Here is a 26,731-nt window from a genome sequence, read left to right on the forward strand (position 1 = left end):
CGCGTCGCAAGGTCGCGGCGGGCGCCGGTTTCTCCGACTTTTGGCGTCTTGTGTGGGCGCAGCCTGCTGTGTATCTTGATCAGCCTTTGGCCGTTTGGGCGGCCACGACCCGTTTTATGAGATTGGCCCCACGAGGCGAATCCGTTGTTTTTTATATAAAAAATTGAGGAGCACATCGATGCGCGTCATTCTGCTGGGAGCTCCCGGGGCCGGTAAAGGTACTCAGGCTAAGTTCATCACCGAGAAATTCGGCATTCCGCAAATCTCCACCGGCGACATGCTGCGTGCTGCGGTCAAGGCCGGCACCGAGCTGGGCATCAAGGCCAAGAGCATCATGGATGCCGGCGGCCTGGTGTCGGATGACCTGATCATCGCGCTGGTCAAGGACCGTATAGCTCAGGCTGACTGCGCCAACGGTTTCCTGTTCGATGGCTTCCCGCGCACCATTCCTCAGGCTGAAGCGCTGGTGACTGCCGGTGTCGAGCTGGACGCCGTGGTCGAAATCGCCGTTGAAGACGAAGAAATCGTTCAGCGTATCGCCGGTCGTCGCGTTCACGAGGCCAGCGGCCGCGTTTACCACATCGTCTACAACCCGCCGAAAATTGCCGGTAAAGACGACATCACCGGCGAAGAGCTGGTACAGCGCAAGGACGACACCGAAGAAACCGTGCGTCATCGCCTGTCGGTCTACCACTCGCAGACCAAGCCGCTGGTGGAGTTCTACCAGAACCTGTCCGCCAAGAACGGTGGCAAGCCGAAGTACAGCCATATCCCTGGCGTCGGTTCGGTTGAAGCGATCACCGCCAAGGTGCTTGAAGCGCTGAGCTGAAAAACCTGATCCGCTGCATCATCCACGGCCCGCTTGCGGGCCGTAGTTGTTTATACTGGCGCACTTTTCCCCACCTGATTTACGGACACATCGATGAGCACCTTGCTGGCCCTGGACACCGCGACTGAAGCTTGCTCCGTTGCCTTGCTGCATGACGGCAAGGTCACGAGCCATTACGAGGTGATCCCGCGCCTGCATGCGCAGAAACTGCTGCCGATGATCCAGCAACTGCTCGCCGACGCCGGCACCACCCTGCAAGCGGTGGACGCCATCGCCTTCGGTCGTGGCCCGGGCGCATTCACCGGCGTGCGGATTGCCATCGGCGTAGTGCAAGGCCTGGCGTTTGCACTGGATCGCCCGGTATTGCCGGTGTCGAACCTGGCGGTGCTGGCGCAACGGGCTTACCGCGAGCACGGCGTGAGCCAGGTCGCGGCCGCCATCGATGCGCGGATGGATGAGGTGTATTGGGGCTGCTATCGCGAGACGGCCGGGGAGATGCGTCTGGTCGGCACCGAGGCGGTGCTGCCGCCGGAAGTCGCCGCATTGCCGGACGATGCTTCGGGTGACTGGTTCGGTGCCGGCACAGGCTGGGGTTATGGCGAGCGTATCGCGGTGAATCTGAGCGGTTCCGATGCGGGCATGCTGCCCCATGCCGAAGACCTGCTGACCCTCGCGCGATTTGCCTGGGAGCGTGGCGAAGCGATTCCGGCAGATGACGCCCAGCCGGTTTACCTGCGCGACAAAGTGGCCACCCCGAAAGCCCGCTGAGGCCATTTACCCTGTGGCATTCGCCACAGGGTTCTGCCGTTCCTGCCAATCGTCCGTTTCTAACCCCGCGCTTTAAACCTTTTGTCTTTTATGTGTTCTAGTTATCACTCGGCGATTTGCTAAGTCGGTCAGGTGCCGCTAAATTGCCATCATTGATACCGAGCATGACTTTATGCGTATAGACGGCGTTTCCACTCATTCCTACCCCATCAAGCGCAAGCCTCGCAAAGGCAATCCGGCGCTGGATGAGTCCGTCGACGATATCGACGGCGAGCTGGAATTCCCGACCGAAGAGCAACTGGCTGCCCGTGCCGCCAAAGCCACCGCCCAACGCCTGAGCAATCTGCCCGCCCGTCAACAAGACATGATTTATCACCGCGCGATGAAGAAAAGCGTGGCCATGGCCCTGGCCAGCTACCTGAGCACCGCCGGTTTTGTCGATTGGGATGCAGACGTGCTGGGCCTCGATCTGTACATCTGATGGAACTGCCTTACTACCTCGGTTGCCCGTCCTGGAGCGAAAACGCCTGGCGCGAGTATCTGTATCCGGTAGACGCCAAGACCTCCGATTTCCTCGGACTCTATTCGCAAGTATTCAACGCTGTTGAAGGCAACACGACCTTCTACGCCAGCCCGTCGCCCGTCACCGTGCAGCGCTGGTCCGAGGTGATGCCGGAGCACTTTCGTTTCACCGCCAAGTTTCCCGGTGATATCAGCCACAGCGGCGACTTGCGCGATCAACTGACCGCCGCTGAAACCTTCCTCCAGTTACTCAAGCCGCTCGGTGAGCGCGTCTCGCCAATGTGGCTGCAACTGTCGAAAAGCTTCACGCCGCATCGCTTGCCGGAGCTCGCCGCGTTCATCGATGCGCTGGATTGTCCGCTGGCGGTGGAAGTGCGCCACGAACAATTCTTCGCCAAGGGCGAGAGTGAGCGACTGCTCAATCGGCTGCTGCTGGATCGCGGCGTGGAGCGCATCTGTCTCGATCCCCGCGCGTTGTTCAGTTGCCTGTCGACCGAGTCGTCGGTGATCCACGCCCAATCGAAAAAGCCCCGCGTACCGACGCGTCCGGCAGCATTCACTCAATTCCCGCAGGTGCGCTTCATTGGCCATCCGGAGCTTGAGGCCAACGATCCGTTTCTGGTGCCGTGGGTGGCGAAGATCGCCGAGTGGATCGAAGAGGGGCGCACGCCGTACATCTTCCTGCACACCGCCGACAACCTCCTCGCGGCGAAGCTGGCGCAACGTTTTCACGCACAACTGATGCAACGTTTGCCTGGCCTGCGACCTTTGCCTGAGCTATACAGAGAACCCGCCGCCGAGCAACTTGGCCTGCTCTGAGGCGGATTTCTTTCCTGCCCAGGAGCCTGCCGATGGATGCCCAAGCCCGTAAAGCCGAAACCTTCAAAGCCCTGCACGAGCGCCCCGGGATATTCGTGATTCCCAATCCGTGGGATGCCGGTTCCGCGAAGATGCTCGCCAGTCTCGGCTATCAGGCGCTGGCGACCACCAGCGCCGGTTATGCATTTTCTCAGGGCAGAGCCGATGGCGGCCTGAGTCTCGACGATACGCTGGCCAATGTCCGGGCGATTGTCGCGGCCACCGATCTGCCGGTGGCGGTGGATCTGGAAAACGGTTTTGCCGACGCCCCGGCCGAATCGGCGCAAAGTCTGATCCGCGCAGCCGAGGCAGGCGCCGTGGGTGGTTCGATCGAAGATGCCACCGGCCGGGAAGACACGCCGATCTACTGCTTCGAACACGCGGTGGCGCGGATCGAAGCCGCGGTCTCTGCGGTGCGCACCTTGCCGTTTCCCTTCATGCTGACGGCCCGTGCGGAAAACTATCTGCACGGCAATCCCGATCTCAACGACACCATCCGCCGCTTGCAGGCCTTTGCCGAAGCCGGCGCCGACGTGCTGTACGCGCCGGGCCTGCACACCGCCGAAGAAATTCTGGCGGTTGTGCGCGCGGTGGCGCCGAAACCGGTCAATGTGTTGATGTCCGGCGGCTTGAAACTGACCGTGCAGCAGCTGGAAGAAATGGGCGTGAAGCGCATCAGCACCGGTTCGGCGCTGGCCCTGGCGGCGTTCGGCGAGTTTTTCCGCGCGGCTGAAGAAATCCAGCAGTCCGGCACCTTCACTTTCACGTCCCGTTCGATGCCGTACGCCAAGGCCAATCAATTCTTCAAGGGATGAGCATGGGGCGCTGGCTGGTGTTGGCAGGCCTGCTGATCATCGGTGGCGGGCTGATCGGCGTCTGGCGCGGTTGGCTCGATGTGCCGCCGCAGTGGAATCCGTGGGCGCCGCTGGACGTGCAGGCGACGCCCAACTGGCTCACGGGCTACAAGTTGATGCGCCTGCGCAGCGATCCGGCTTTGTGCGAGCAGGCATTGGGTAGCTCCGGCCTGCGGGTTTCGCCACAGGCCGACAGCTCCGATGCCAAATGCCCGCTGATCGGCGCCTTGCGCGTGCAGGGCGGCGGGGTGGGGCTCAGCAGCAGCTTTCTCGCCAGTTGCCCGTTGGCCGTGGCGTTTGCGATGTTCGAGCGCCATACGCTGCAACCGGCGGCGCAGCAGGTCTACGGTCAATCGGTGGCTCGGGTCGATCACCTCGGCAGTTTCGCCTGCCGCAACGTCTACAACCGTGAGAACGGCGCCCTGAGTCGCCATGCCAGCGCCGATGCGCTGGACATCGCTGGCTTCCGTCTTGCGGATGGTCGTGCGATCAGCGTACTCAAGGACTGGCCGAAGCAAAATCAGGACGCGCAGTTTCTACGTCAGGTGCGCGATGGTGCCTGCGATGCGTTCAGTGTGGTGTTGAGTCCGGACTACAACACAGCCCATCGCAATCACTTTCATGTCGATGTCGGGCGCTGGAGCGTGTGTCGCTGAGGGATCAGGCGGCGATGCGCAGGTTCTGCTGAACGATCGGGCGCACCCAGCCGTTATCGAAGTCCAGGGCTTTCTGCTGCTCGACGATTTCTTCCGGCGGGAACGGCGGGTACGGCTGCAGCAGATCCAGATCGAATTCGGCAATCGGCAGGTACAGCGGTTTTTTCTGCGGGGCAGGGCCCGGCTCCGGAATCGGCTGACCGTTGTTGATCACGACCGGACGAACCCAGCTGCTGTCGAAATCCTGCTGCTTTTGCTGAGTCTTGATTTCTTCTGGCGGGAACGGAGGGTACGGCTCGGCCAGTGTCATGTCGATTTCGGCGATCGGCAGGAACAGCGGCTCCGGCGGACGCACCTCGGTTTCAACCACATCGCATTCACGCTGGCTGACGATGTGCGCGTGCAGTTCGCTGCCGACGGTCGGTTCTTCAGGGCTTTGCAGATCAACCGGCGGGAAAGTGCCGCAGGCCGGCACCACATCACTCGATTGCTCGGCCAGTGCCTGGGCAAAGAAATCCTGCCACAGGTGGCTGACGCCGCCCAATGCTTGAGTGTTATGACGGCTGAAGTCGCCTGTGGGCGAAAGGTAGCCAATCGATGTGGGAAGAATGCCTGACATTTTTTTCGGTTGACGCTCAGCTCTGGCAAAATGCGCGTTGATTGGGTTATCGGCGGATTTTGCCGATCCTTAACTTTTTTGAGCGTGTTTTCCATGATTGAGCAACCCGCGGCCTGCCGCATCCATGTCGAGGCCCTCGGCCCGACGTTCGAAGCGCAGGCCGAGCAGTGGGCGCAGCGCCTGAACCTGCCGTTGCAGGTGGCTGACGGCGAGTTTGCCCTGCAGGTCGGCGAGCAGGGTTTGCAGCTGCAACAACTGGGACCGGATGCGCCGGGCCCGGTACGGGTCGACTTCGTCGAGGGTGGCGCGGCCCATCGCCGGTTGTACGGCGGTGGCAGCGGACAGATGATCGCCAAGGCGGTAGGCATCGCCCAGGGCGTGCGCCCTCGGGTACTGGATGCCACGGCAGGGTTGGGCAAGGATGCGTTCGTGCTGGCCAGTCTCGGTTGCGAGATGAGCCTGATCGAGCGCCAGCCATTGATCGGCGCCTTGCTGGAGGATGGTCTGGCCCGTGCGGCGGAAGACTTCGAGGTGGCGCCGATCGTGGCGCGGATGAAGCTGCTCAAGGGCAACTCCATCGACGTGATGCGCAATTGGGAGGGCGAGCCGCCGCAGGTGATCTACCTCGACCCGATGTTCCCGCACCGTGAGAAAACCGCGCTGGTGAAGAAGGAAATGCGCCTGTTCCGCCCGCTGGTAGGCGATGATCCGGATGCACCGGCCTTGCTGGAAGCGGCGTTGGCGCTGGCCACACACCGTGTGGTGGTCAAGCGCCCGCGCAAGGCACCTTGCATCGAAGGGCCGAAGCCGAGCCATGCGCTGGATGGCAAATCCAGCCGTTACGACATCTACCCGAAGAAAGCGCTCAAGGCCTGAGCTGTCGCATAAGAAAATCCCACGCATGGCGTGGGATTTTTGTTTTCAGGGTCGATAGGCCCGCATGAACAGCCCGACCACTTCCTGCACATGACTTTCTGCCGCCTCGCCGGTCAGTGGCTCACCGCAGCCGTACAACAGACGGAAATTCCCGGCGCCCTTGATCAGGCAAAAGAAGTGCTCGGCGGCGTTGTGCGGGTTGTCGATGCTCAGCACGCCGGTTTCGTGAATCCGCCGCAGCAAACGTTCCATGCCCTGCACCATGCGCTGAGGGCCGGCCTCGAAGAAGATCAGTGACAGGTTGGGATCCTGACTGCCCAAGGCCATGATCAGACGATGCAGGTTCACCGATTCATCGCTGTTGATCAGGTGGTGAAAGCCTCGCGCAATGTTCAGCAACACATTTTCCACCGCGATGCCGTCCGGCAATTCGAAAAACAGTGGCGGCAATTGCTCCTCGCATTTGGCCACCACGGCGGCGGAGAACAGCGTCTCCTTGTCGTTGAAATGGCTGTAGACCGTCAGCTTCGACACGCCAGCCTCGGCGGCCACCGCGTCCATGCTGGTGTTGGCATAGCCATGACTCAGAAACAGGATTTTCGCCGCCTCGAGAATCGCCTGGCGCTTGGCCGGATCCTTCGGGCGGCCGGGGCCGTTTGGAGCTGAAAGATTGTTCGACATTCTTCGCTTTTAATACTGGACTGGTGAGTTTGCTATTAATAACATACCGGCCAGTATAATTATTCCAAGCCTCCTTAGCGAAAGGTCCTTCACCATGTTCCGCCATGCGTTGTCCTTTGCGGTGCCAGTCAGTCTGGCGTTTTTATTGTCGGCATGTGGCAAGGAAGAGGTGACGCAAGTCAGCGTGCGACCGGCCATGGTGGTGCAGCCAGAGCCTTCGGCGCAGGCGATGGAAAGTTATCCGGGCGAGGTTCGCGCCCGCTACGAACCCGATCTGGCGTTCCGCATCGGCGGCAAAGTCAGCCGACGACTGGTCGAGGAAGGCCAGCGCGTGAAGGCCGACCAACCACTCGCCGAACTCGATCCGCAGGATGTACGCCTGCAACTGGAAGCCACCCGGGCTCAGGTCGCGGCCGCCGAAGCCAACCTGAACCTGGTGCGCGCCGAGCGTGACCGCTACAAGACCTTGATGGAACGGCAGATGGTCAGCCGCTCGGCCTACGACAATGCCGAGAACCTCTACCGCTCCGGCGAAGCCCGCCTCAAACAGATCAAAGCCGAATTCAACGTCTCGACCAATCAGGCCAGTTACGCCGTGCTGCGTGCGCCCCAGGATGGCGTGGTGGCCAAGCGTTCGGTGGAAGTCGGGCAAGTGGTCGCCGCCGGGCAGACCGTTTTTACCCTCGCCACTGATGGCGAGCGGGAAGTGCTGATCAGCCTGCCGGAGCAGAGCTTCGGCCGCTTCAAGGTCGGCCAGCCTGTCTCGGTGGAGCTGTGGACGCAACAGAATCAGCGCTTCGCCGGGCAGATCCGCGAGCTGTCGCCGGCCGCCGATCCGAAATCCCGCACCTTCGCCGCACGTATTTCATTCACCGCCGGCAAGGTCCCGGCAGAACTGGGCCAGAGCGCCCGGGTCTTCGTGCAGACCGCCGATGTCATCCCGCTGTCGGTGCCGCTCTCGGCACTGACTGCCGAAAACGGCGCGACCTACGTCTGGGTCGTCAGCGCCAACAACACCCTGAAAAAGACCCCGGTGCGCACCGGCCCGTTCGGTGAGAAAACCGTGCCGGTGCTCGAAGGCCTGAACGCCAGCGACTGGGTGGTCGCCGCTGGTGTGCATGTGCTGCTGGAAGGGCAGCAGGTGCGTCCGGTGGATCGCTCCAACCGCGTGGTCAATCTGGCGGACAAGGAGTAATCCCCGATGGGTTTCAATCTTTCCGCCTGGGCGCTGCGCAATCGCCAGATCGTACTGTTCCTGATGCTTTTGCTGGCGATCGTCGGCGCCTTGTCCTACACCAAGCTCGGCCAGAGTGAAGACCCGCCGTTCACCTTCAAGGCGATGGTTATTCAGACCCGTTGGCCCGGCGCCACGGCTCAGGAAGTCTCGCGTCAGGTTACCGAACGCATCGAAAAGAAACTGATGGAAACCGGCGAGTACGAGCGCATCGTTTCGTTCTCCCGCCCCGGTGAATCCCAGGTCACGTTCATTGCCCGCGACTCGATGCATTCGGTGGAGATCCCGGATCTCTGGTATCAGGTGCGCAAGAAAGTCAGCGACATTCGCCAGACCCTGCCGCCGGGCATTCAGGGGCCGTTTTTCAACGATGAGTTCGGCACCACCTTCGGCAATATCTATGCGCTGACCGGCGACGGTTTCGACTACGCGGTGCTCAAGGATTACGCCGACCGCATCCAGATCCAGCTGCAACGGGTCAAGGACGTGGGCAAGGTTGATCTGCTCGGTTTGCAGGACGAGAAGGTCTGGGTCGAATTGTCCAACGTCAAACTCGCCACACTCGGCTTGCCGCTGGCAGCCGTGCAGCAGGCGCTGGAGGAACAGAACGCTGTGTCCACCGCAGGGTTTTTCGAAACCGGTAGCGAGCGTTTGCAGCTGCGGGTGTCGGGGAATTTTCAGACAGTCGACGAGATCAAGAACTTCCCGATCCGGGTCGGGGATCGTACGTTCCGCATCTCCGATGTCGCTGACGTGCGGCGTGGTTTCAACGATCCTCCGGCACCGCGCATGCGCTTCATGGGCGAAGACGCCATCGGCCTTGCGGTGGCGATGAAGGACGGCGGCGACATTCTGGTGCTGGGCAAGGCCCTGGAAATCGAATTCGCCCGGATCCAGAAAAACCTCCCGGCCGGCATGCAGTTGCGCAAGGTCTCCGATCAGCCCGCAGCTGTGAAAACCGGCGTCGGCGAGTTCGTCCAGGTGCTGGTCGAAGCGCTGGCCATCGTGTTGCTGGTGAGCTTCTTTTCGCTCGGCGTGCGCACCGGCATGGTGGTGGCGCTGACCATTCCGCTGGTGCTGGCGATGACGTTCGCCTGCATGTATTACCTCGGCATCGGCCTGCACAAGATTTCCCTCGGTGCGCTGGTACTGGCGCTGGGTTTGCTGGTGGACGACGCGATAATCGCCGTAGAAATGATGGCGATCAAAATGGAGCAGGGTTTCGACCGGATCAAGGCTGCCAGTTATGCCTGGACCAGCACCGCGTTCCCGATGCTCACCGGTACGCTGATCACCGCGGCAGGCTTCCTGCCGATTGCCACGGCGCAGTCGGGCACAGGCGAATACACCCGCTCGATCTTCCAGGTGGTGACCATCGCCTTGCTCGCATCCTGGGTAGCGGCCGTGGTGTTTGTGCCGTATCTGGGGGAAAAGCTCCTGCCGGATCTGGCGAAGATTCACGCAGCCAAACACGGTACGGCTGACGGCCAGACGGATCCTTACGGAACGCCGTTCTACCAGCGGGTACGGCGTCTGGTGGAGTGGTGCGTACGTCGGCGCAAAACCGTGATCGTGCTCACCGTGCTGCTGTTCGTGGCGTCGGTGGCGTTGTTCCGGTTTGTGCCGCAGCAGTTCTTCCCGGCTTCCGGGCGACTGGAGTTGATGGTCGATCTGAAGCTTGCCGAAGGCGCCTCGCTGGCCAATACCACGGGTGAGGTCAAACGGCTGGAAGCGATGCTCAAGGATCACGCCGGCATCGACAACTATGTCGCTTACGTCGGCACCGGTTCGCCACGTTTCTACCTGCCGCTGGATCAACAACTGCCGGCGGCGAGCTTCGCCCAATTTGTCGTGCTGGCGAAAACCATCGAGGAGCGCGAAGCGCTGCGCACGTGGCTGATCGACACGTTGAACGAGCAGTTCCCGTCCCTGCGCTCGCGGGTCACGCGTCTGGAAAACGGCCCGCCGGTTGGCTATCCGGTGCAGTTCCGCGTCACCGGCGAGCACATTGAGGAAGTGCGTGCACTGGCCCGGAAAGTCGCGGCCAAGGTGCGCGAGAACCCGCATGTGGTGAACGTGCATCTGGACTGGGAAGAGCCGAGCAAGGTCGTGTACCTGAACATCGATCAGGATCGCGCCCGGGCGTTGGGCGTGAGCACGGCGAATCTGGCGAAATTCCTCCAGAGTTCGCTGACCGGTTCCAGCGTCAGCCAGTACCGCGAGGACAACGAACTGATCGAAATCCTCCTGCGCGGCACCGTGCACGAGCGCACCGAGCTGTCGTTGCTGCCGAGTCTGGCGGTGCCGACCGACAACGGTCGCAGCGTCGCGCTGTCGCAGATTGCCACGCTGGAATATGGCTTCGAGGAAGGCATCATCTGGCACCGCAATCGCCTGCCGAACGTGACCGTGCGCGCCGACATCTATGGCAAGGAGCAGCCGGCGACGCTGGTGAAGCAGATCATGCCGACGCTTGATCCGATTCGTGCCGAATTGCCGGACGGCTATTTGCTGGATGTCGGCGGTACGGTGGAGGATTCGGAGCGTGGGCAGAAGTCGGTGAACGCTGGCGTACCAATGTTCATTGTCGTGGTGCTGACGTTGCTGATGGTGCAGTTGCGCAGTTTTTCACGCACGGCGATGGTGTTTCTGACCGCACCGCTGGGGTTGATCGGGGTGACGCTGTTTCTGCTGGTGTTCCGTCAGCCGTTCGGGTTTGTGGCGATGCTCGGGACGATCGCGCTGTCGGGGATGATCATGCGTAACTCGGTGATTCTGGTGGATCAGATCGAGCAGGATATCGCCGCCGGGCTCAAGCCGTGGCAGGCGATAATCGAGGCGACTGTGCGGCGGTTCCGGCCGATTGTGTTGACGGCTTTGGCGGCGGTGTTGGCGATGATTCCGCTTTCTCGCAGTGTGTTTTTTGGGCCGATGGCGGTGGCGATTATGGGGGGGTTGATTGTTGCTACTGCTTTGACGCTTTTGTTTTTGCCGGCGTTGTATGCGGCTTGGTTCAGGGTTCGCAAGGAGTCTTGATTTGGTTTGGTGAGCTTGGCGGCCTTTGGGCCGACCAGGCTCTTGGGGTTTTGGGTGAATATCCGTTTCTGCGGGTGTTGCCGCTGGCGGTTCCGCTCTTACAGCGGCTCACTTTTGCAAACGCCCAAAAGTAAGCAAAACGCTGGGCCCCGGCGTTCGGCCCCTCGCTGGGGCTCGGGGTTCCTTCGTTCCGGGATTCATCCGGGGGCATCGCCTACGGTTTGCTTCGCTGCACCTCCTCTCGATGTGTTCGACTTCGTCGAACGGCGCTACGCGCCTACCCCCGGATAAACCCCTCCACTCAGCCGGCCGATGGGGCCGGCACGTCAAAAGCGTTACTCGAGCTAACGCTCATTGTGGTTTACGCCTTTATTTGCTCGTTGTAGGAGGGGGGTGTTCTCTCCTACATGTTTTTCAGACGCCTCCGATATTGAGTCGCTGTGTTGGCGGTGCTGTACTCGAGGCTGTTTTTCAGCCTTGGTTGAGCAGCGTTGATGAAGAAACCGCCGGTATTGAAGGGTCGGGCCGATCCAGTCTTTGAGTTGTTGATGCGCGCGCCTCACAAGCAGCGTCTGGCGGATTATCTTGCGTTGCTCAAGCCGCTGGATGATCAGGGGCGGTATCTGCCTTTTGAGGATTTGCGGTATCGCTGGGCCAGCGGGCTGGATTCGCGTTTGTGTTGGGCGTTGGTCAAGATGGCACGGGTCGCTCAGTACATTCATCTTCTGCCTTTGGGGGAACCGGCGCAGTGGGGGAAGTTTGTGCCGACGCCCACCGCGCAGAAGGCACTTTCAGTGGTTGATCGGCAAACTACGACGGCGTCGCTGGAGTACATGACCAGCCAGATAGGCGAGCGGGCGCATTTCAGTTATTTGCTTAACGGTCTGATCGAGGATGAGGCGATCAGCAGCAGTCAGTTGGAGGGCGCCGCGACCACTACCCGTGTTGCCAAGGACATGCTCAAGCAACGGCGTCAGCCGCGTACGCCGGATGAGCGGATGGTCATGGGTAATTACCGGATGATGAATTTCGCCTGGGAAAAACGTTACGAGCCATTGAGCGTGGAGTTGATAGCGTCGATCCATCGAGTCGGTGTCGAAGGCATTGATGACGAGCGGTATGACCCCGGGCTTTTCAGGACCAACGATGAAGTGGTGGTGCAGGATGGCGAAGGGAATACCGTGCACACGCCTCCGCCTGCCGCCGGATTGGGGAGGCGGCTGGATTTGCTCTCGCAGTGGATCAATCAATCACAGGGCTCACCTAGGCAAAAAAACTACCTGCATCCGCTGATCAAGGCGATCACGCTGCACTTTGCCCTGGGTTACGAACATCCGTTTCGCGACGGCAACGGGCGGGTCGCCAGGGCGCTGTTTTACTGGTTCATGTTCAAGCATGATTTTTCGGCCTTCCGTTATATCGCGATCAGTCTTTTACTGCGCAACGCGCCGGTGAAGTACGGGCGGTCGTATTTGCACAGCGAAGCCGATGAGCTCGATCTGACGTACTTCATCGAGTTTCAGTGTTCGGTGATTCTGCGGGCGGTGGAGGGGTTTACCGAGGTGTATCGCAAGAGTGTGGCGTACAGCGAAAACTTCGAGCACTGGCTGACCTGTTCGGGCTTTTTTGATCGGCTGACAGAGCGGCAGCGAGCGATTTATCAGGTGGCCAGAAGTGGGGTGGCGAAGGAGTTCACAGCGGGGAACGTCAAGGAGCACCTTGGTTGTGCCTACAACACAGCGGTGTCGGCGTTGAGCGGGTTGGTTGAGCTGCAGGTTTTCGAGAAGAAGAAAATGGGGCGCGAGTGGGTGTACTTTTTACGTGTATCTGCTGGTGGCGGATTGAACAACGGGAGTGAGACAGCTCACTCCCGTGTCGTGTCGGCTTAGAGCGTACCAAACACTTTTTTCGCCAGACTCGTCGCTGCAGCGGCCGGGTTCTTGCGGATGGTTTCTTCCTGTTTGCCGATCATTTCGAACAGGCCGTTGAGCGCTTGTTCGGTCACGTAGCTTTCGATGTTGGCGCTTTTCGCATCCACCACGCCGAAGGTCGCGGCCTGGCCGGCGAAGGTGTTGTATTTCTGGGCTACGCCGACCTTGTCGGTTGCCTGTTTGACGATGGGCAGGAATTTGGTGCGGATCTGTTCGCGGCTGGATTTGTCCAGGTACTGGGTGGCGGAGTCGTTGCCGCCGCTGAGGATGCCTTTGGCGTCTTCCACGCTCATTTTCTTCACGGCGTCGACGAGGATCGGCTGGGCCTGGGTGACGGCGGTTTCCGCGGCCTTGTTCATGGCGGTTTCCAGTTCGTCGACCTGGGCGCCCATGCCGAAGGCTTTCATCTTGCCGGCGACTTTGCCGAGTTTGCCCGGCAGTTCGATCTTCACGTCCGGGTTGTTGCTGAAGCCGCCCGGGGTGCCGAGTTGTTTGACGGCCAGTTGCGCGCCCTGGGTCAGGGCGTCCTTGAGGCCGCCGGTGGCGTCGCCTTGCGACAGGTCGCTGAGGGACAGGGCCAGTGCGTTGGCGGAGATCATCAGGCCCGCGCACAGGCCGGCGAAGCGAAGGGTAGGGCGGAGCATGGCGGCTTCCTTGTTCGGAGAGAGTTAGCGGGCGGCGTCGACGCGGATCTTCAGCGGCTGCGGATCCTTGCCATCGAGCTGCACGGCATGGTTTTCGGTGGTGATGAACATCAGCTCGCCGTTGACTTCGATGCGTGCGCTGACCGAGTAGCGGTGGCCGGGTTTGACCTGGGCCGGATCGTAGCTCAAGTGGAACGGCAGCGGCACCTGGCCTTTGACCGGGCCTTTCTGTTCGTCGAGTACCACGGCTGGAGCGTCGGCCAGCGAAACGTCTTGCAGGCTCACGCTCAAGGTCGCACTGGGTGGCAGGGCGATGCGTTGCAGGTAGAACACTTCGCCGTCGAGGCTGACTTTGCCGGCCGGTGAGGTCGACTGGCAGGCGCTGAGCAGGGTAGCGGCGGCCAGCAGGGAAAGTTTTTTCATCGGAGATCTCCGTATCGACGGCGCCAGAAGAAGCCTGGCGCCTGTAGGAATTTAGTCGCTTTGCACAGGGGCGGCGACCTGATCGGCCGCATCTTCGCTGCGATGCAGGGCTACCTGACGGATCGACAGGCGAATCTCCGCCGGCAACACCCGTTTGGCCGCACCCTCGGCCAGTTCGCCGAGCAGTTCGTGGTAACTCAACTTGCCGGCTTCGTCGCGACGCAGCACGTCGAGGTCGAGCATGGTCTGAATGAAGTGGCGGAACAGGCTCTTGTCGAAGAACTCTGGCGCGTTCAGACCGTGCAGAATCGACAGGCGCTGGGCCATGACCGTACACAGGTCTTCCAGTTCTTCGGCGCTGATAGTGTTCTGGCCTGCGTTAAGCAGCAACGACACGGTCATGTAAAAGCGTTGCAGGGTCTGGGCGATGCTCTTCGACAGCAGGGTCAGCAGCACAAAATGCCGCGAGCTCGGCGCCGGGCGCAGGTACACGTCTTTCTCGAAACGCAGCAGGCCTTGTTCGACGAACGCTTCCAGCCACTGATCGATCACTGCATCCAGTTCGTCCAGGGTCCAGCGGATGAACAGTTCCGATTGCAGGTACGGATACAGCGCGCGGGTGTAGCGCAGGATCTGTTCGCGGCTCATGCGCGATGTGCTCTGGAAGAAACTTGCCAGCAGCGCCGGCAGGGCGAAGATGTGCAGCACGTTGTTGCGGTAGTAGGTCATCAGGACGGCGTTCTGCTCGTCCAGATACAGAATCTTGCCCAGCGCATCGTTCTGCTCGGACAGCAGATCCATGTCCTTCACATGCTCGATCAGCGCGCGGCCATCGCCTTCCGGCAAGGTGGTGTGCGGCGAGTACGGGACCTTGCGCAGCAACGCCAGATACAGATCCAGCACCCGCGCCATGGCCCGATCGTCGAGTGCCAGGCGCGTAGTCGAGAGCAGCGCCAGCGCCACCAGGTTGACCGGGTTGATCGCCGCCGCTTCGTTCAGGTGCTGCGCGACTTTTTCGCCGAGGCGATTGGTGGTTTCGTTGAGCCACGCCGGTTTGTACTGTGGGCCGAGTTCCTGCTGGCGCCAGTCCGGCTGTTCGCTGTCTAGGAATTCCGCAAGTTTGATCGGCTCGCCGAAGTTCACCGCCACCTGGCCGAAACGCTGCTTGAGCGCGCCGATGACTTTGAAGATGTCGAAGATCGATTCTTTCTTCTTGCTCGCGCCACGCAGTTCGCCGAGGTAGGTGCGGCCTTCGAGCACGCGCTCATAACCGATGTACACCGGCACGAACACGATCGGCATCCGCGACGAACGCAGGAAACTGCGCAGGGTGATCGCGAGCATCCCGGTTTTCGGTTGCAGCATGCGCCCGGTACGCGAGCGCCCGCCTTCGACGAAGTACTCGACCGGGAAACCTTTGGTGAACAGGGTGTGCAGGTATTCGTTGAACACCGAGGTGTACAGCGGATTGCCCTTGAACGTGCGGCGCATGAAAAACGCCCCGCCACGGCGCAGCAGACTGCCGATCACCGGCATGTTCAGGTTGATTCCGGCGGCGATGTGCGGCGGGGTCAGGCCGTTGCGGAACAGCAGGTACGACAGCAGCAGATAGTCGATATGGCTGCGGTGGCACGGCACGTAGATCACTTCGTGACCCTGGGCGACCTTCTGCACGCCTTCGATGTGGTTGACCTTGATCCCGTCGTAGATCTTGTTCCAGAACCAGCTCAGTACCACTTCCAGAAAACGGATCGCGGTGTAGGTGTAGTCCGAGGCGATCTCGTTGCCATAGCGCAGGGCCTGGGCCTTGGCTTTTTCCGGGGAGATGTTTTCGCGCTCGGCTTCGTCGAGGATCGCTTGCTTGACCAGCGGCTGGTTGAGCAGGCCTTTGACCAGGTTGCGGCGGTGGGAAATGTCCGGGCCGATCACCGCAGCCTTGAGGTTGCGGAAGTGCACCCGCAGGATCCGCTGGGCCATGCGCACGGTGCGCTCGTGGCCCTTGTTGTGTTCGATCAGTTCGCGCAGGTGGATCGGTGCGGAGAATTGCACGCGGGTCTTGCGCCCCAGAATCATGATGCTCAGCAGCCGGCGCAGGCGTCCGGTGACGGCCCAGCTGTCGGCGAACAGCAGTTTCCATGGGCTGTTCTCGCTGTCCGGCGACTGGCCCCAGAACACGCTGACCGGAATGATCTGTGCATCTTCGGCAGCGTTCTGGCTCAGGGCGCTGACCAGGCGGGTCAGGGTCGGCGGCGCGCCGCGCTTGTCCTGGCGGCCGAGCCAGTCCGGGTCCGGCGTCAGGTAGAAGAACGCCGCGGGTTCGATCAGCGAACCCACGGACACCGGCAGCACCGGGCGCGGCAGACCGGCCTTGGTGCACTCGGTGTCGACCACCGCCAGATCAGTCAGCGATGGGTTTTGCAGGACGTAGAACACCGGACGACTGCGGTCTAGGTTGAGGGTGAACGACGACTGGTTGATCGTCTCGGAGCGAACCCAGAGATACAACAGTCGGCGCAAGGTGCCAAACACAAGACGGCGGAACGGGGAACGGGTCATACGGCTTCTGCGTGAGTGGATAAACCGAGCGTTTGCTCGGGAGGGCGACAGTTTGCCGGATTACTCGAAAATCGGCAAAAAAGCGGCGAAGTAATCTCCTGTTGAGAGTTTTGCCGCCTGTCATATACTCGGCGATCTGTCGCCGGGGCCCTTTTATGGACGTCGGACGCAGGCTGACGTTCCGCAAAGGCTTTCCTGCGAAAAGCCTGTTCAATAATAAAAAAGGAGTATGAACAGATGGCAACACGTGAAACCGGCAACGTGAAGTGGTTCAACGACGCCAAGGGCTACGGCTTCATTCAGCGCGAAGACGGGGTGGACGTGTTCGTGCACTACCGCGCGATCCGTGGCGAAGGCCACCGTTCGCTGACCGAGGGTCAGCAGGTTGAATACGCGGTGGTGGAAGGGCAGAAGGGGTTGCAGGCTGAAGACGTTGTAGGCCTGTAACGCAAATCTTCAGAACACCAAAAGCACTGTGGGAGCGCGCTTGCTCGCGATGGGGTCCTTTCAGTCAACATTGATGTTGAATGTCCGACCGCAATCGCGAGCAAGCTCGCTCCCACAGGTTTTGTGCATTGTCTGTTACGCAGTTTTCCAGGTGATCTCTTCTTCACCATCGGCGCTGATCCGGATCCAGCGATCTGCCGTCTCTTCACCTTCTTCCTCGACCCACGTCCCCGGTGCGCAGCGCACTTCGACGTTCAGCGCGGCAAAGGCTGCGCGGGCGCAGGCGATGTCGTCGTCCCATGGGGTTGCATCACTTTCCAGATACAGGCTGTTCCACTTGCCCACGGCTTTCGGCAGCCAGGTCACCGGGATGTTGCCGGCCTTGCACTTGTAAGTCTGGCCTTTCTGTACCCAGTCGCTGCACGGGCCGAGCGCGGCGCCCAGCCAGGCGGAAATGGCCTTGTGGTCGACGTCGGCGTCTTTCAGGTAAATCTCGATGTCCGGTTGGCGCATGGATGTCCTCACTGCGGGTCTGAAAAATCCATTCGCGGATTTAGCCGGCCCCGGGTCGTTGCCCGAGACCAAAAGTTATTGAAGAACGAAATAATCGTAGCGCATCGAGACAGTGGTCACGAACGGCTCGGGCTGTTCGATCACCGCCGCGCGGCGCTCGGCACTGGCGCGCCAGCCGTGGGGCGTCATCGCCAGCAGGTTGGCGCGATCCTCGGGCTTGTCCAGCGTCAGTTTGAATTCCAGGGTTTCACTGTGCGCCAGCGCCATGCCTTCCGGCACCAGGGCCAGATGCTTGTCGTCGGTGTATTCGCGCACTTCGTCGTACAGGCGTTCGCGCAGTTCCATCAGATGGCCGCTGGTCGGGCCGACTTTCATCAGGCCGCCGCCGACGCTGAGCAGGCGCTTGGCTTCTTCCCAGTCCAGTGGACTGAAGACACTGGCCAGAAACTGGCAGCTGCCGGAAGCCAAAGGCACCCGGGCCATGCTGGCGATCAACCAGGTCAGCGCCGGATTGCGTTTGCAGGCGCGCTTGACCGCCTCCTTCGAGATATCCAGCGCGTAACCGTCAGCATCGGGCAAAGCCTCGGCGATTTGCGCGGTGTAGTAACCCTCGCCACAACCGATATCGACCCAACGGGCTGGCGCATAACTCGCCGCCAGTTCCGCCAGACGCTTGGCCACCGGCGCGTAATGCCCGGCGTTCAGGAAGTCGCGGCGGGCCTCGACCATCGCCTGATTGTCGCCGGGATCGCGGCTGTTCTTGTGTTGCACCGGCAGCAGGTTGAGGTAACCCTGGCGCGCACGGTCAAAGCGGTGGCCGGCAGGGCAGACCACGCCGTTGTCCACCGCGTTCAGCGGTTCACTGCAGATCGGGCACGCGAGCATCAGGCGAGCAACTTGATCAGGGTCTGGTAGTAGATCTCGGTCAGCACGTCGAGATCGGCCGCCAGTACGCGCTCGTTGACCTGGTGGATGGTCGCGTTGACCGGGCCCAGCTCAACAACCTGCGTACCCATGGTCGCGATGAAACGACCGTCGGAGGTGCCGCCGCTGGTGGATGCCTTGGTCTCGCGGCCGGTGATGTCCTTGATGCTCGAAGACACCGCGTCGAGCAGTGCGCCCGGTTCGGTGAGGAACGGCAGACCGGACAGCGCCCAGTCGATGTGCCAGTCCAAGCCGTGCTTGTCGAGGATGTCGGCGACGCGTTTCTGCAGGCCTTCGACGGTCGATTCGGTGGAGAAACGGAAGTTGAACACCGCCACCAGGTCGCCCGGAATCACGTTGGTCGCGCCGGTGCCGGAGTTGACGTTGGAAATCTGGAAACTGGTCGGCGGGAAGAAATCGTTGCCGTGATCCCAGTGCTCGGCAGCCAGCTCGGCCAGGGCCGGGGCGGCGAGGTGGATCGGGTTCTTCGCCAGGTGCGGATAGGCCACGTGGCCCTGCACGCCGCGCACGGTCAATTTGGCGCCGAGGGAGCCGCGACGACCGTTCTTCACCACGTCGCCCACCAGCGTGGTGCTCGACGGTTCGCCGACGATGCACCAGTCCAGACGCTCGTTACGGGCTGCCAGACGCTCGACCACGGCCTTGGTGCCGTGATGCGCCGGGCCTTCTTCGTCGCTGGTGATCAGGAACGCGACCTTGCCCTTGTGATCCGGGTAGTCGGCGACAAAACGCTCGGCGGCGACGGTCATCGAAGCCAGGCTGCCTTTCATGTCCGCCGCACCACGGCCGCAGAGCATGCCGTGCTCGTCGATCACCGCGTTGAACGGGTCGATCTGCCAGGCAGTCACCGGGCCGGTCGGCACCACGTCGGTGTGACCGGCGAAGCACAGCACCGGGCCGTCGCCTTTACCGTGAGTCGCCCAGAAGTTATCCACATCTTCGATGCGCATCGGTTCCAGCTGGAAACCGGCATCGCCCAGGCGCTGCATCATCTGCTTCTGGCAATCGGCGTCGACCGGCGTCACGGACGGACGGCGGATCAGGTCGATGGCGAGTTGGAGGGTCGGCGAAAGGTCGGCATGGGCCGTCATGGAAAACTCCGAAAGCTGGGGGCAAGGCGCGCAAAATGGCGGTTATCTTAAAGCAAAACGGCGACCATTGGCCGCCGTTTAGTGCATCCGGAAGGATTTAGACCACCGGTGCCGGTTCAGGCGCAGCCGCAGGTTTTGGCAGCGACGACAGGAACGCCATGATCAGCGCCGCCACGTACGGCAGCGACTGTACCAGCAGCATGGCCACCCAGAAGCGCATGTCGTTGCTCGGAATGCCCTGCACCAGGAAGATCCCCAGCGCCGCGCCCCACAACAGCAGCATGATGAACAGCTCTTCCCGGGCCTCGGAAATCGCCACCCAGAAACCATGGTTGTCGGCGTTTTTCGGGGTGCGGAAGAACGGAATGCTGCTGGTGAAGAAGCCGTACAGCACCGCTTTGGCGATGGTGTGCGACAACGCCAGACCGGCCAGGGCCGCGCAGAACGCATCCTTGAGGTTCACGCCCACGGCGCGACGGTAGAGGAAGATGATCTTGCCGACCTTGAACACGAACAGCGCCAACGGCGGGATCGCGAAAATCAGCAGCGGCGGATCGACCCGTTGCGGCACGATGATCATCGCCGCCGACCACAACAGCGCGCCGATGGTGAAGAAGATGTTCATGCCGTCCGCGACCCACGGCAGCCAGCCCGCGAGGAAGTGGTAACGCTGGCCGCGAGTCAGCTCGGTGTCCTTGCCGCGCAGCAGGCTGCGGGTGTGGCGCTTGATGATCTGGATCGCGCCGTAGGCCCAGCGGAAACGCTGTTTCTTGAAGTCGATGAAGGTGTCCGGCATCAGACCCTTGCCGTAACTGTCGTGGTAATACGCCGCCGACAGGCCTTTCTCGAATACCCGCAGACCGAGTTCGGCGTCTTCACAGATGCACCAGTCGGCCCAGCCCAGTTCTTCCAGAACCGAACGGCGGGTCATGGTCATGGTGCCGTGCTGAATGATCGCGTCACGGTCGTTGCGGGTGACCATGCCGATGTGGAAGAAGCCTTTGTATTCGGCGTAGCAGAGCTTCTTGAAGGTGCTTTCGTTCTGGTCGCGATAGTCCTGCGGCGACTGCACCACGGCGATTTTCGGGTCGGCGAAGTGCGGCACCATGTGCTTGAGCCAGTTCGGGTGCACGCAGTAGTCCGAGTCGATCACCGCGATCACTTCGGCGTCCTTGGCGGTGTGCGGGATCAGGTAGTTCAGCGCACCGCCCTTGAAACCGGCCAGGGGCGAGACGTGGAAGAACTTGAAGCGCGGGCCGAGGGTTTCGCAGTAGTCGCGCACCGGTTCCCAGACCGCCGGGTCTTTGGTGTTGTTGTCGATGATCAGGACTTCGAAGTCCGGATAGTCGAGGTTGGCCAGGGCGTTGAGGGTCTGTTTGACCATCTCCGGCGGCTCGTTGTAGCAGGGCACGTGGATCGAGACTTTCGGGCGGTAGTCCGAATCGCCGACCACCGGCAGGAATTCACGGCGACGCTTGTGAATCCACACCGCTTCGGCCAGTTCGTGGGCCTCGGTCAGCAACACGATGAACACCCCGAGCGCACCGAGCGCCAGCAGGAAACCCACCGTCAGGCTGAACCACGTGCTGTATTGCTGGCTGTAGTCGTAGCCGATCCACACCAGCACCGAGCCGCAGAGGAACGCGATAAAGGTCAGGAAGGTACGGCCGCGCTGACGCAGGGCCGAGCCGTCGATCATCAGCAGCGTCAGCGACAACAGCGCCAGCACCACCGAACCGATGGCCAGCACGCGCCATTGCGGGATCGCCACCACCGGGCCTTCGAAGTTGAATTTCTGCTGGCGCGCGGCGTTGAACACGCCCCAGTAAGCGCCGACCGAACCTTCATCGCTGGCCTTCCACGGCTGGTCAAACGCTTCGATCACGAAGTAGTTGAAGCCCTGGCGGTTGAGTTTGTTGACCAGCGTGCGCAGGTAGATCGCCTGATCCGCCGGCGACGCGTCGGCGCCACCGCGCATGCGGCCGTTGCTCGGCCAGCCCACTTCGGACAGTAGCAGCGGCTTTTTCGGGAACATCTTTTTCAGGTCGCGGGCGCGGTCGAAAACGAACTGCCCGGCCTTGTCCACCGGAATGAATTCCCAGTACGGCAGAACGTGCGCGGCGATCAGGTCGACGTGCTTGGCCAGTTCCGGGTGCTCTTCCCAGACGTGCCACTGTTCGGAGGTGGTCACCGGCACTTTCACCGCTGCGCGCACGCGGTCGAGCAGCACGCTGAGTTGTTCGGCGGTGATTTCCTTGCGGAAGATCGCTTCGTTACCGACGACTACGCGAACCACGCTGCGCGAAGTGTTGGCCAGTTCGATGGCGCGGGTGATTTCCCGCTCGTTGCGTTCCTGGTCTGGGCTGATCCAGATCCCGAGGGTCACGCGCAGGCCGAATTCTTCCGCCAGTTTCGGGATGTCCTGCAGAGAGCCGTCGACCGAGTAGATGCGGATGTTGTCCGTCAGCTTGCTCATGATCTCCAGGTCGCGGCGCATTTCATCGTCGGACGGATACTGATCCTTCTGTGGGAACTGTCCTTGCTGGAATGGTGAATAGGAAAAACCGGAGATCTGCTCCGGCCAGTTCGGCGCGGAGACGGGGCGGTTGATCAGCGCCCAGAAACCGGTGAACAGGGCGGCGATTGCCAGAACCACCACCAGGTTGAGTCCAAATTTACGCGATGACATAGCTGTGTCGGGTTCCAAAGGCTGTGGAACGGAGGGTCGGCTGGTTGACGCCAAGAGGGCGCGCATCCTACACCGGCAGTTCGCCGACTCCTACAAGAGACAGGGAAATGCCGGACGTTGGGCAATCCAACCCGACTTAAGTTCTTTCGTTTCAGCGTGTAAGACAAATCTTTGTTACGTGCAGCTTTAATTAAAGCAGGCGCGTTCGCCGTTCATAGCGCAAAGATGCTCTTGGCCGCCGACGGCCCTATAATGCGCGCCGGTTTTTAGGGTAATGGTCATGAGTACAGAAGATCCGCGGTTTGCAGGCATCGCCCGTTTGTATGGCATCGAGGGCCTCGAGCGTCTGCGCGCAGCCCATGTGGCGATTGTCGGCGTTGGCGGCGTCGGCTCCTGGGCGGCGGAAGCCATGGCCCGTTGCGGGGTGGGCGAGATTTCGCTGTTCGACCTCGACGACGTCTGCGTCAGCAACGCCAACCGTCAGTTGCATGCGCTGGACAGCACCGTCGGCAAGCCCAAGGTTGAGGTGATGGCCGAGCGTCTGCGCGGGATCAACCCGGACTGCAAGGTGCACGCCGTGGCGGACTTCGTCACCCGCGACACCATGGCCGAATACATCACGCCGAACATCGACTGCGTGATCGACTGCATCGATGCGGTCAACGCCAAGGCCGCGCTGATCGCCTGGTGCAAACGGCGCAAAATCCAGATCATCACCACCGGCGGCGCCGGCGGGCAGATCGATCCGACGCTGATTCAGGTCTGCGACCTCAACCGTACGTTCAATGATCCTTTGGCCTCGAAAGTGCGCTCTACGTTACGCCGCGACTACGGCTTCTCGCGTACCGTGACCCGCCATTACAGCGTGCCGTGCGTGTTCTCCACCGAACAGCTGCGCTATCCGAAACCGGACGGCAGCATTTGCCTGCAGAAGAGTTTTGTCGGCGACGGTGTGAAGCTGGACTGCGCCGGCGGGTTTGGCGCGGTGATGATGGTGACGGCGACGTTCGGCATGGTCGCGGCGACCAAGGCGGTGGACAAGATCGTGGCGGGCGTTCGGCGCCCGGCGGATCGGGTCAAGCCTCAGGCCTGACCAGTGACCGATCGTTCCCACGCTCTACGTCGCCGATCGTTCCCACGTCGAGGCGTCGAACCGTCTGCGTGGGAATGCCTCATTGGACGCTCTGCGTCCGCTTCGGCATGGGACGCAGAGCGTCCCGGGCTGCATTCCCACGCGGAGCGTGGGAACGATCAGTACGATCAGTCAGGGGCGAGTTCACGCATCCGCTGCAACACGGCATTCAGGCCATTGCTGCGCGACGGCGACAACTGCCGCGATAGTCCCAACTGATTGAACCAGTCCGGCAGGTCCAACTGTTGCAACTCGCCAGCGGTCAAACCGTTGACCCGCAACAGCAACAACGCCACCAACCCGCGAATCATCCGTGCATCGCTGCTCGCCGCGAATTGCCAGCGGTCGTCGCGCAATTCGCCAACCAGCCACACCTGACTTTCACAGCCGTGCACTCGATTGGCCTCGCACTTGTCCGCATCGCTCAACGGCGGCAGACGATCGCCAAACTGCATCAACAATCGCGCCCGCTGTTCCCAGCCGGCGGCGTTCTGAAACGTTTGCAGCGCCTCGGCGGCCTCGACCGGCAGGCTCATCGCAACAACTCCAGCGCCTGATCCAGCGCTTCAAAGAACCGCTCCAGATCCTCGGAATCGTTGTACAGCGCCAGCGACACACGAATCGCCCCGGCCAGTTCGAAACGCTTGAGCAGCGGCATCGCACAGTGATGCCCGGCACGTACGGCGATGCCCTGTTCGGTCAGCAAGTGCGCCAGATCGGCGTTATGCACACCCTCCACGACAAAACTCGCCAGCGCCAATTGCGGCTTGCCCAACAGACGAATGCCGTTGCGGGCGGCGAGGCCACGTAACAGGTAATCGTGCAGCGCCGCTTCGTGGGTGGACACCGCGTCCTGATCCAGACCCGCGAGGTAGTCGAGAGTCGCACCGAGGCCGATCACACTGGCAATCGGCGGCGTTCCCGCTTCGAATCCCAAGGGAGCGGGGCGGAAACGCGCGTCGTGGTAATTGGCTTCCAGCACCATCTCGCCGCCGAATTGCCACGGGCGCAGTTGTTCGAGCGCTGCGTTGCGCCCGAACAGCACGCCGAGGCCATCGGGGCCGTACAACTTGTGGCTGGAAAACACGTAAAAGTCGCAACCCAGCGCTTGCACGTCATGCCGGCCATGGACCACGCCCTGAGCGCCATCGACCACCGTCAGTGCGTTGTGCGCCTTGGCCATCGCCAGCAGCGCCGGCAACGGTTGCCAGGCACCGAGCACGTTGGATAACTGACTGACCGCCAGCAAGCGAGTGCGCGGGCCAATCAGGTGAACGGCAGCGGCGAGGTCGATCACACCGTCATCGTCCAGCGGCAGGATTATCAGCTTCAAGTCGCGACGTTGTGCCAGTTGCTGCCAAGGCAGCAGGTTGGCGTGATGCTCCAGGGCGCTGATGACAATTTCATCGCCCGGATGGAAAAGATGTTCCAGGCCATAGGCCAGGAGATTCAGCGCACTGGTGGCGCCGTGGGTGAAGATGATCTGCCCGCTGTCACCGGCATTCAGCCACTGGGCAACCTTCAGGCGACTGTCCTCGAACGCCTGCGTGGCGTGGGCACCGGGCAGATGTTGGGCACGATGCACGTTGGCCGCGCCATTGGCGTAGTAATGCGCCAGCGCGTCGAGCAGGGCCTGGGGTTTTTGCGTGGTGGCGGCGTTGTCCAGGTAAGTCTGGTCTTGCCGTTGCAGGGCGGCGATGGCCGGGAAATCGGCGCGCCAGGGGGAGGGAATCATCACGGTTTCAAGCCCTGGTGAAGATGGGCGGGTTAACGCCGAACCCTGTGGGAGCGGGCTTGCCCGCGATGGCGATCTTTCGAACGCCATGGCAAACAGGCCGGCTCCCTCAGGTGAGCTTCTGGCGCTTAGTTGTGAGCGTGCAGTGCTTCGTTCAGTTCGATCGCCGATTTGTGGGTCTTGCATTCCACAGCGCCGGTTTCCGAATTGCGACGGAACAGCAGGTCGGTCTGACCAGCCAGTTCACGGGCCTTGACCACTTTGACCAGTTTGTTGTGCTCGTCCAGCAGCGCCACCTTGGTGCCGGCGGTCACGTACAGGCCCGACTCGACGGTGTTGCGGTCGCCCAACGGGATACCGATACCGGCGTTGGCACCGATCAGGCAGCCTTCGCCGACCTTGATCACGATGTTGCCGCCGCCCGACAGGGTGCCCATGGTCGAGCAGCCGCCGCCCAGGTCCGAGCCCTTGCCGACGAATACGCCAGCGGAAACGCGGCCTTCGATCATGCCCGGGCCTTCGGTGCCGGCGTTGAAGTTGATGAAGCCTTCGTGCATCACGGTGGTGCCTTCGCCCACGTAGGCGCCCAGACGCAGACGCGCCGCGTCAGCGATACGCACGCCGGCCGGTACTACGTAGTCGGTCATTTTCGGGAATTTGTCCACCGAGAACACTTCCAGCAGCTCGCCGCGCAGACGGGCTTCGAGTTGCAACTCGGCCAGTTCGCTCAGGTCGATCGCGCCCTGGCTGGTCCAGGCCACGTTCGGCAGCAGCGGGAAGATCCCGGCCAGGCTCACGCCGTGCGGCTTGACCAGACGATGGGACAGCAGGTGCAGCTTCAGGTAAGCCTCAGGGGTCGAGGTCAGTTGCGCGTCTTCGGCCAGCAGGGTGGCGACCAGCGGCTTGTGGCTTTCAGCCAGACGGGTCAGCAGCTTGCCTTGTACCGCGTCGATGCCTTTCACGGCTTCGGCCAGTTGGGCGGCTTGTGCGGTGGTGAAGGTGATCGCCTGGTTGCCTTCGGTGTAGCCGAGGATCGGTGCAACAGCGGCAACCAGTTCGGCCGAAGGGTTCAACAGCGGCTGGGCGTAGAACACTTCCAGCCAAGCACCTTGACGGTTCTGGGTGCCGACGCCGAAGGCAATACTGAACAGGGAGTTGGACATGTGAATACCTCTACAAAAAGTGACGGGCTGCTTACTTGAGGGCGGCCGCGTAGATATCTGGCTTGAAGCCAATCAGGGTTCGGTCACCGAGATCGAGCACCGGGCGCTTGATCATCGAGGGTTGAGCGAGCATCAGTTCGATGGCTTTCGACTGGTCGAGATCGGCTTTGCGTTCGTCGTCGAGTTTGCGAAAGGTCGTGCCTGCGCGGTTCAACACCGTTTGCCAGCCATGTTCGTCGCACCATTGGGTCAGGTGCTCACGGTCAATGCCGGCGGTCTTGTAATCGTGGAAGTCATAGCTGACAGCGTGTTCATCGAGCCAGGTGCGCGCCTTTTTCATGGTGTCGCAGGCTTTGATGCCGAAAAGGTGCAACGTTTTGCTTGAAACGGTCAAGGAATTGCCCCCTTTACAGGTGCTGGAAAAAAATGGTGTCGGATTATGCCATGACCAGACGGTTTCGCGGCGCCGAGGTTGCTTTTACGGAGGGGGCCTGCGACATAGGTGCAACGGTCAGCCACAGCCTAAGCG

General features: G+C 61.5%; 25 protein-coding genes. 12 read left to right on the forward strand and 13 right to left on the reverse strand.

Annotation, left to right across the window (positions count from 1 at the left end; translation table 11 throughout):
* The first annotated feature begins 178 nt into the window (after positions 1–178).
* The 6 genes from adk (at position 179) to C1X29_RS07925 (ending at position 4,487) form a co-directional block, all read left to right on the forward strand.
* Entirely contained in the window at positions 179–829 is a 651-nt protein-coding gene (gene adk, locus C1X29_RS07900; protein WP_085748086.1) for an adenylate kinase, read from the forward strand.
* A gap of 93 nt (positions 830–922) precedes the next feature.
* Positions 923–1,597 carry a tRNA (adenosine(37)-N6)-threonylcarbamoyltransferase complex dimerization subunit type 1 TsaB gene (gene tsaB / locus C1X29_RS07905; protein ID WP_085748087.1) on the forward strand — a complete coding sequence of 225 codons (675 nt, stop codon included), beginning with the start codon at positions 923–925 and terminating at the stop codon, positions 1,595–1,597.
* Between the two features lie 172 nt (positions 1,598–1,769).
* A complete protein-coding gene (locus tag C1X29_RS07910) occupies positions 1,770–2,078 on the forward strand; it encodes a hypothetical protein (RefSeq protein ID WP_007954720.1) in 309 nt (102 codons plus the stop codon).
* Positions 2,078–2,938: a DUF72 domain-containing protein gene (locus C1X29_RS07915; protein ID WP_102717183.1), complete on the forward strand. Its 861-nt coding sequence runs from the start codon at positions 2,078–2,080 to the stop codon at positions 2,936–2,938. Before C1X29_RS07910 ends, C1X29_RS07915 begins: the two co-directional genes overlap by 1 nt.
* A gap of 32 nt (positions 2,939–2,970) precedes the next feature.
* The gene (locus C1X29_RS07920) at positions 2,971–3,792 is read left to right on the forward strand and encodes an oxaloacetate decarboxylase (protein WP_102717184.1); all 822 of its coding nucleotides are present in this window, start codon (positions 2,971–2,973) and stop codon (positions 3,790–3,792) included.
* 2 nt (positions 3,793–3,794) lie between these two features.
* Complete coding sequence (locus C1X29_RS07925; RefSeq protein ID WP_102717185.1) at positions 3,795–4,487, forward strand: extensin family protein; 693 nt, start codon at positions 3,795–3,797, stop codon at positions 4,485–4,487.
* A gap of 4 nt (positions 4,488–4,491) precedes the next feature.
* On the opposite strand, the gene C1X29_RS07930 is transcribed toward C1X29_RS07925, so the two are convergent.
* Complete coding sequence (locus C1X29_RS07930) at positions 4,492–5,106, reverse strand: energy transducer TonB (RefSeq protein ID WP_102717186.1); 615 nt, start codon at positions 5,104–5,106, stop codon at positions 4,492–4,494.
* A 96-nt stretch (positions 5,107–5,202) separates the two neighbouring features.
* On the opposite strand from C1X29_RS07930, the gene C1X29_RS07935 reads away from it, so the two are divergent.
* Positions 5,203–5,982 (forward strand): class I SAM-dependent methyltransferase, encoded by a 780-nt coding sequence (locus tag C1X29_RS07935; RefSeq protein ID WP_172829516.1) that lies wholly within the window; start codon positions 5,203–5,205, stop codon positions 5,980–5,982.
* 45 nt (positions 5,983–6,027) lie between these two features.
* Here C1X29_RS07935 and C1X29_RS07940 read toward each other — a convergent pair whose 3' ends face one another.
* Positions 6,028–6,663, reverse strand: coding sequence for a TetR/AcrR family transcriptional regulator (locus C1X29_RS07940; protein ID WP_102686543.1), 636 nt, complete (start codon positions 6,661–6,663; stop codon positions 6,028–6,030).
* A 94-nt stretch (positions 6,664–6,757) separates the two neighbouring features.
* Here C1X29_RS07940 and C1X29_RS07945 point away from each other — a divergent pair, with 94 nt between their 5' ends.
* From C1X29_RS07945 to C1X29_RS07955, 3 genes are all read left to right on the forward strand, one after another.
* Positions 6,758–7,858, forward strand: a complete 1,101-nt coding sequence (locus tag C1X29_RS07945; protein ID WP_102717187.1) for an efflux RND transporter periplasmic adaptor subunit — start codon at positions 6,758–6,760, stop codon at positions 7,856–7,858.
* 6 nt (positions 7,859–7,864) lie between these two features.
* Positions 7,865–10,933, forward strand: coding sequence for an efflux RND transporter permease subunit (locus tag C1X29_RS07950; protein ID WP_102686544.1), 3,069 nt, complete (start codon positions 7,865–7,867; stop codon positions 10,931–10,933).
* Positions 10,934–11,427: 494 nt separating this feature from the next.
* Positions 11,428–12,822, forward strand: a complete 1,395-nt coding sequence (locus C1X29_RS07955) for a Fic family protein (protein ID WP_102686545.1) — start codon at positions 11,428–11,430, stop codon at positions 12,820–12,822.
* On the opposite strand, the gene C1X29_RS07960 is transcribed toward C1X29_RS07955, so the two are convergent.
* Genes C1X29_RS07960 through plsB form a run of 3 tightly spaced genes read right to left on the reverse strand, consistent with a single transcriptional unit; the run spans position 12,819 to position 16,487 of the window.
* Positions 12,819–13,508, reverse strand: coding sequence for a DUF4197 domain-containing protein (locus tag C1X29_RS07960; protein WP_102717188.1), 690 nt, complete (start codon positions 13,506–13,508; stop codon positions 12,819–12,821). The genes C1X29_RS07955 and C1X29_RS07960 overlap by 4 nt on opposite strands.
* A gap of 24 nt (positions 13,509–13,532) precedes the next feature.
* On the reverse strand, positions 13,533–13,931 hold the full coding sequence (locus tag C1X29_RS07965; RefSeq protein ID WP_085605193.1) for a YbaY family lipoprotein: 399 nt from the start codon (positions 13,929–13,931) through the stop codon (positions 13,533–13,535).
* 51 nt (positions 13,932–13,982) lie between these two features.
* Positions 13,983–16,487, reverse strand: a complete 2,505-nt coding sequence (gene plsB, locus C1X29_RS07970) for a glycerol-3-phosphate 1-O-acyltransferase PlsB (protein WP_102717189.1) — start codon at positions 16,485–16,487, stop codon at positions 13,983–13,985.
* Positions 16,488–16,724: 237 nt separating this feature from the next.
* Between plsB and C1X29_RS07975 the strand changes: the two genes are divergently transcribed.
* Positions 16,725–16,934, forward strand: coding sequence for a cold shock domain-containing protein (locus tag C1X29_RS07975; protein WP_007954750.1), 210 nt, complete (start codon positions 16,725–16,727; stop codon positions 16,932–16,934).
* A gap of 135 nt (positions 16,935–17,069) precedes the next feature.
* Here C1X29_RS07975 and C1X29_RS07985 read toward each other — a convergent pair whose 3' ends face one another.
* The 4 genes from C1X29_RS07985 to C1X29_RS08000 all read right to left on the reverse strand — a co-directional run bounded on the left by C1X29_RS07985 (position 17,070) and on the right by C1X29_RS08000 (position 22,172).
* Complete coding sequence (locus C1X29_RS07985; RefSeq protein WP_039769649.1) at positions 17,070–17,447, reverse strand: hypothetical protein; 378 nt, start codon at positions 17,445–17,447, stop codon at positions 17,070–17,072.
* A gap of 75 nt (positions 17,448–17,522) precedes the next feature.
* On the reverse strand, positions 17,523–18,332 hold the full coding sequence (locus tag C1X29_RS07990; protein WP_096819640.1) for a putative RNA methyltransferase: 810 nt from the start codon (positions 18,330–18,332) through the stop codon (positions 17,523–17,525).
* Entirely contained in the window at positions 18,332–19,483 is a 1,152-nt protein-coding gene (gene dapE / locus C1X29_RS07995) for a succinyl-diaminopimelate desuccinylase (RefSeq protein WP_011332670.1), read from the reverse strand. Before dapE ends, C1X29_RS07990 begins: the two co-directional genes overlap by 1 nt.
* 97 nt (positions 19,484–19,580) lie before the next feature.
* Positions 19,581–22,172 (reverse strand): glycosyltransferase, encoded by a 2,592-nt coding sequence (locus C1X29_RS08000; protein ID WP_102686548.1) that lies wholly within the window; start codon positions 22,170–22,172, stop codon positions 19,581–19,583.
* A 274-nt stretch (positions 22,173–22,446) separates the two neighbouring features.
* On the opposite strand from C1X29_RS08000, the gene tcdA reads away from it, so the two are divergent.
* Positions 22,447–23,265: a tRNA cyclic N6-threonylcarbamoyladenosine(37) synthase TcdA gene (gene tcdA, locus C1X29_RS08005; protein ID WP_039769652.1), complete on the forward strand. Its 819-nt coding sequence runs from the start codon at positions 22,447–22,449 to the stop codon at positions 23,263–23,265.
* 167 nt (positions 23,266–23,432) lie between these two features.
* Here the strand turns inward: tcdA and C1X29_RS08010 are convergent, their stop codons facing one another.
* From C1X29_RS08010 to C1X29_RS08025, 4 genes are all read right to left on the reverse strand, one after another.
* Positions 23,433–23,840 carry a SufE family protein gene (locus C1X29_RS08010; RefSeq protein ID WP_102717191.1) on the reverse strand — a complete coding sequence of 136 codons (408 nt, stop codon included), beginning with the start codon at positions 23,838–23,840 and terminating at the stop codon, positions 23,433–23,435.
* A complete protein-coding gene (locus C1X29_RS08015; RefSeq protein WP_102717192.1) occupies positions 23,837–25,042 on the reverse strand; it encodes an aminotransferase class V-fold PLP-dependent enzyme in 1,206 nt (401 codons plus the stop codon). The genes C1X29_RS08010 and C1X29_RS08015 overlap by 4 nt, the downstream gene beginning before the upstream one ends.
* Positions 25,043–25,167: 125 nt before the next feature.
* The gene (dapD, locus tag C1X29_RS08020) at positions 25,168–26,202 is read right to left on the reverse strand and encodes a 2,3,4,5-tetrahydropyridine-2,6-dicarboxylate N-succinyltransferase (RefSeq protein WP_085748103.1); all 1,035 of its coding nucleotides are present in this window, start codon (positions 26,200–26,202) and stop codon (positions 25,168–25,170) included.
* Positions 26,203–26,233: 31 nt separating this feature from the next.
* Entirely contained in the window at positions 26,234–26,596 is a 363-nt protein-coding gene (locus C1X29_RS08025) for an ArsC family reductase (RefSeq protein ID WP_003222107.1), read from the reverse strand.
* Positions 26,597–26,731: the final 135 nt, after the last annotated feature.

Source organism: Pseudomonas sp. GW456-12-10-14-LB2, assembly GCF_002884345.1.
Classification (GTDB): domain Bacteria; phylum Pseudomonadota; class Gammaproteobacteria; order Pseudomonadales; family Pseudomonadaceae; genus Aquipseudomonas; species Aquipseudomonas paraglycinae.

What these genes read in the sequence shown, in the direction of transcription:
- adk (WP_085748086.1), top strand. Translation starts at nt 179, where the DNA reads ATGCGCGTCATTCTGCTGGGAGCTCCCGGGGCCGGTAAAGGTACTCAG.
- tsaB (WP_085748087.1), top strand. Translation starts at nt 923, where the DNA reads ATGAGCACCTTGCTGGCCCTGGACACCGCGACTGAAGCTTGCTCCGTT.
- C1X29_RS07910 (WP_007954720.1), top strand. Translation starts at nt 1,770, where the DNA reads ATGCGTATAGACGGCGTTTCCACTCATTCCTACCCCATCAAGCGCAAG.
- C1X29_RS07915 (WP_102717183.1), top strand. Translation starts at nt 2,078, where the DNA reads ATGGAACTGCCTTACTACCTCGGTTGCCCGTCCTGGAGCGAAAACGCC.
- C1X29_RS07920 (WP_102717184.1), top strand. Translation starts at nt 2,971, where the DNA reads ATGGATGCCCAAGCCCGTAAAGCCGAAACCTTCAAAGCCCTGCACGAG.
- C1X29_RS07925 (WP_102717185.1), top strand. Translation starts at nt 3,795, where the DNA reads ATGGGGCGCTGGCTGGTGTTGGCAGGCCTGCTGATCATCGGTGGCGGG.
- C1X29_RS07930 (WP_102717186.1), bottom strand. Translation starts at nt 5,106, where the DNA reads ATGTCAGGCATTCTTCCCACATCGATTGGCTACCTTTCGCCCACAGGC.
- C1X29_RS07940 (WP_102686543.1), bottom strand. Translation starts at nt 6,663, where the DNA reads ATGTCGAACAATCTTTCAGCTCCAAACGGCCCCGGCCGCCCGAAGGAT.
- C1X29_RS07945 (WP_102717187.1), top strand. Translation starts at nt 6,758, where the DNA reads ATGTTCCGCCATGCGTTGTCCTTTGCGGTGCCAGTCAGTCTGGCGTTT.
- C1X29_RS07950 (WP_102686544.1), top strand. Translation starts at nt 7,865, where the DNA reads ATGGGTTTCAATCTTTCCGCCTGGGCGCTGCGCAATCGCCAGATCGTA.
- C1X29_RS07955 (WP_102686545.1), top strand. Translation starts at nt 11,428, where the DNA reads ATGAAGAAACCGCCGGTATTGAAGGGTCGGGCCGATCCAGTCTTTGAG.
- C1X29_RS07960 (WP_102717188.1), bottom strand. Translation starts at nt 13,508, where the DNA reads ATGCTCCGCCCTACCCTTCGCTTCGCCGGCCTGTGCGCGGGCCTGATG.
- C1X29_RS07965 (WP_085605193.1), bottom strand. Translation starts at nt 13,931, where the DNA reads ATGAAAAAACTTTCCCTGCTGGCCGCCGCTACCCTGCTCAGCGCCTGC.
- plsB (WP_102717189.1), bottom strand. Translation starts at nt 16,487, where the DNA reads ATGACCCGTTCCCCGTTCCGCCGTCTTGTGTTTGGCACCTTGCGCCGA.
- C1X29_RS07975 (WP_007954750.1), top strand. Translation starts at nt 16,725, where the DNA reads ATGGCAACACGTGAAACCGGCAACGTGAAGTGGTTCAACGACGCCAAG.
- C1X29_RS07985 (WP_039769649.1), bottom strand. Translation starts at nt 17,447, where the DNA reads ATGCGCCAACCGGACATCGAGATTTACCTGAAAGACGCCGACGTCGAC.
- C1X29_RS07990 (WP_096819640.1), bottom strand. Translation starts at nt 18,332, where the DNA reads ATGCTCGCGTGCCCGATCTGCAGTGAACCGCTGAACGCGGTGGACAAC.
- dapE (WP_011332670.1), bottom strand. Translation starts at nt 19,483, where the DNA reads ATGACGGCCCATGCCGACCTTTCGCCGACCCTCCAACTCGCCATCGAC.
- C1X29_RS08000 (WP_102686548.1), bottom strand. Translation starts at nt 22,172, where the DNA reads ATGTCATCGCGTAAATTTGGACTCAACCTGGTGGTGGTTCTGGCAATC.
- tcdA (WP_039769652.1), top strand. Translation starts at nt 22,447, where the DNA reads ATGGTCATGAGTACAGAAGATCCGCGGTTTGCAGGCATCGCCCGTTTG.
- C1X29_RS08010 (WP_102717191.1), bottom strand. Translation starts at nt 23,840, where the DNA reads ATGAGCCTGCCGGTCGAGGCCGCCGAGGCGCTGCAAACGTTTCAGAAC.
- dapD (WP_085748103.1), bottom strand. Translation starts at nt 26,202, where the DNA reads ATGTCCAACTCCCTGTTCAGTATTGCCTTCGGCGTCGGCACCCAGAAC.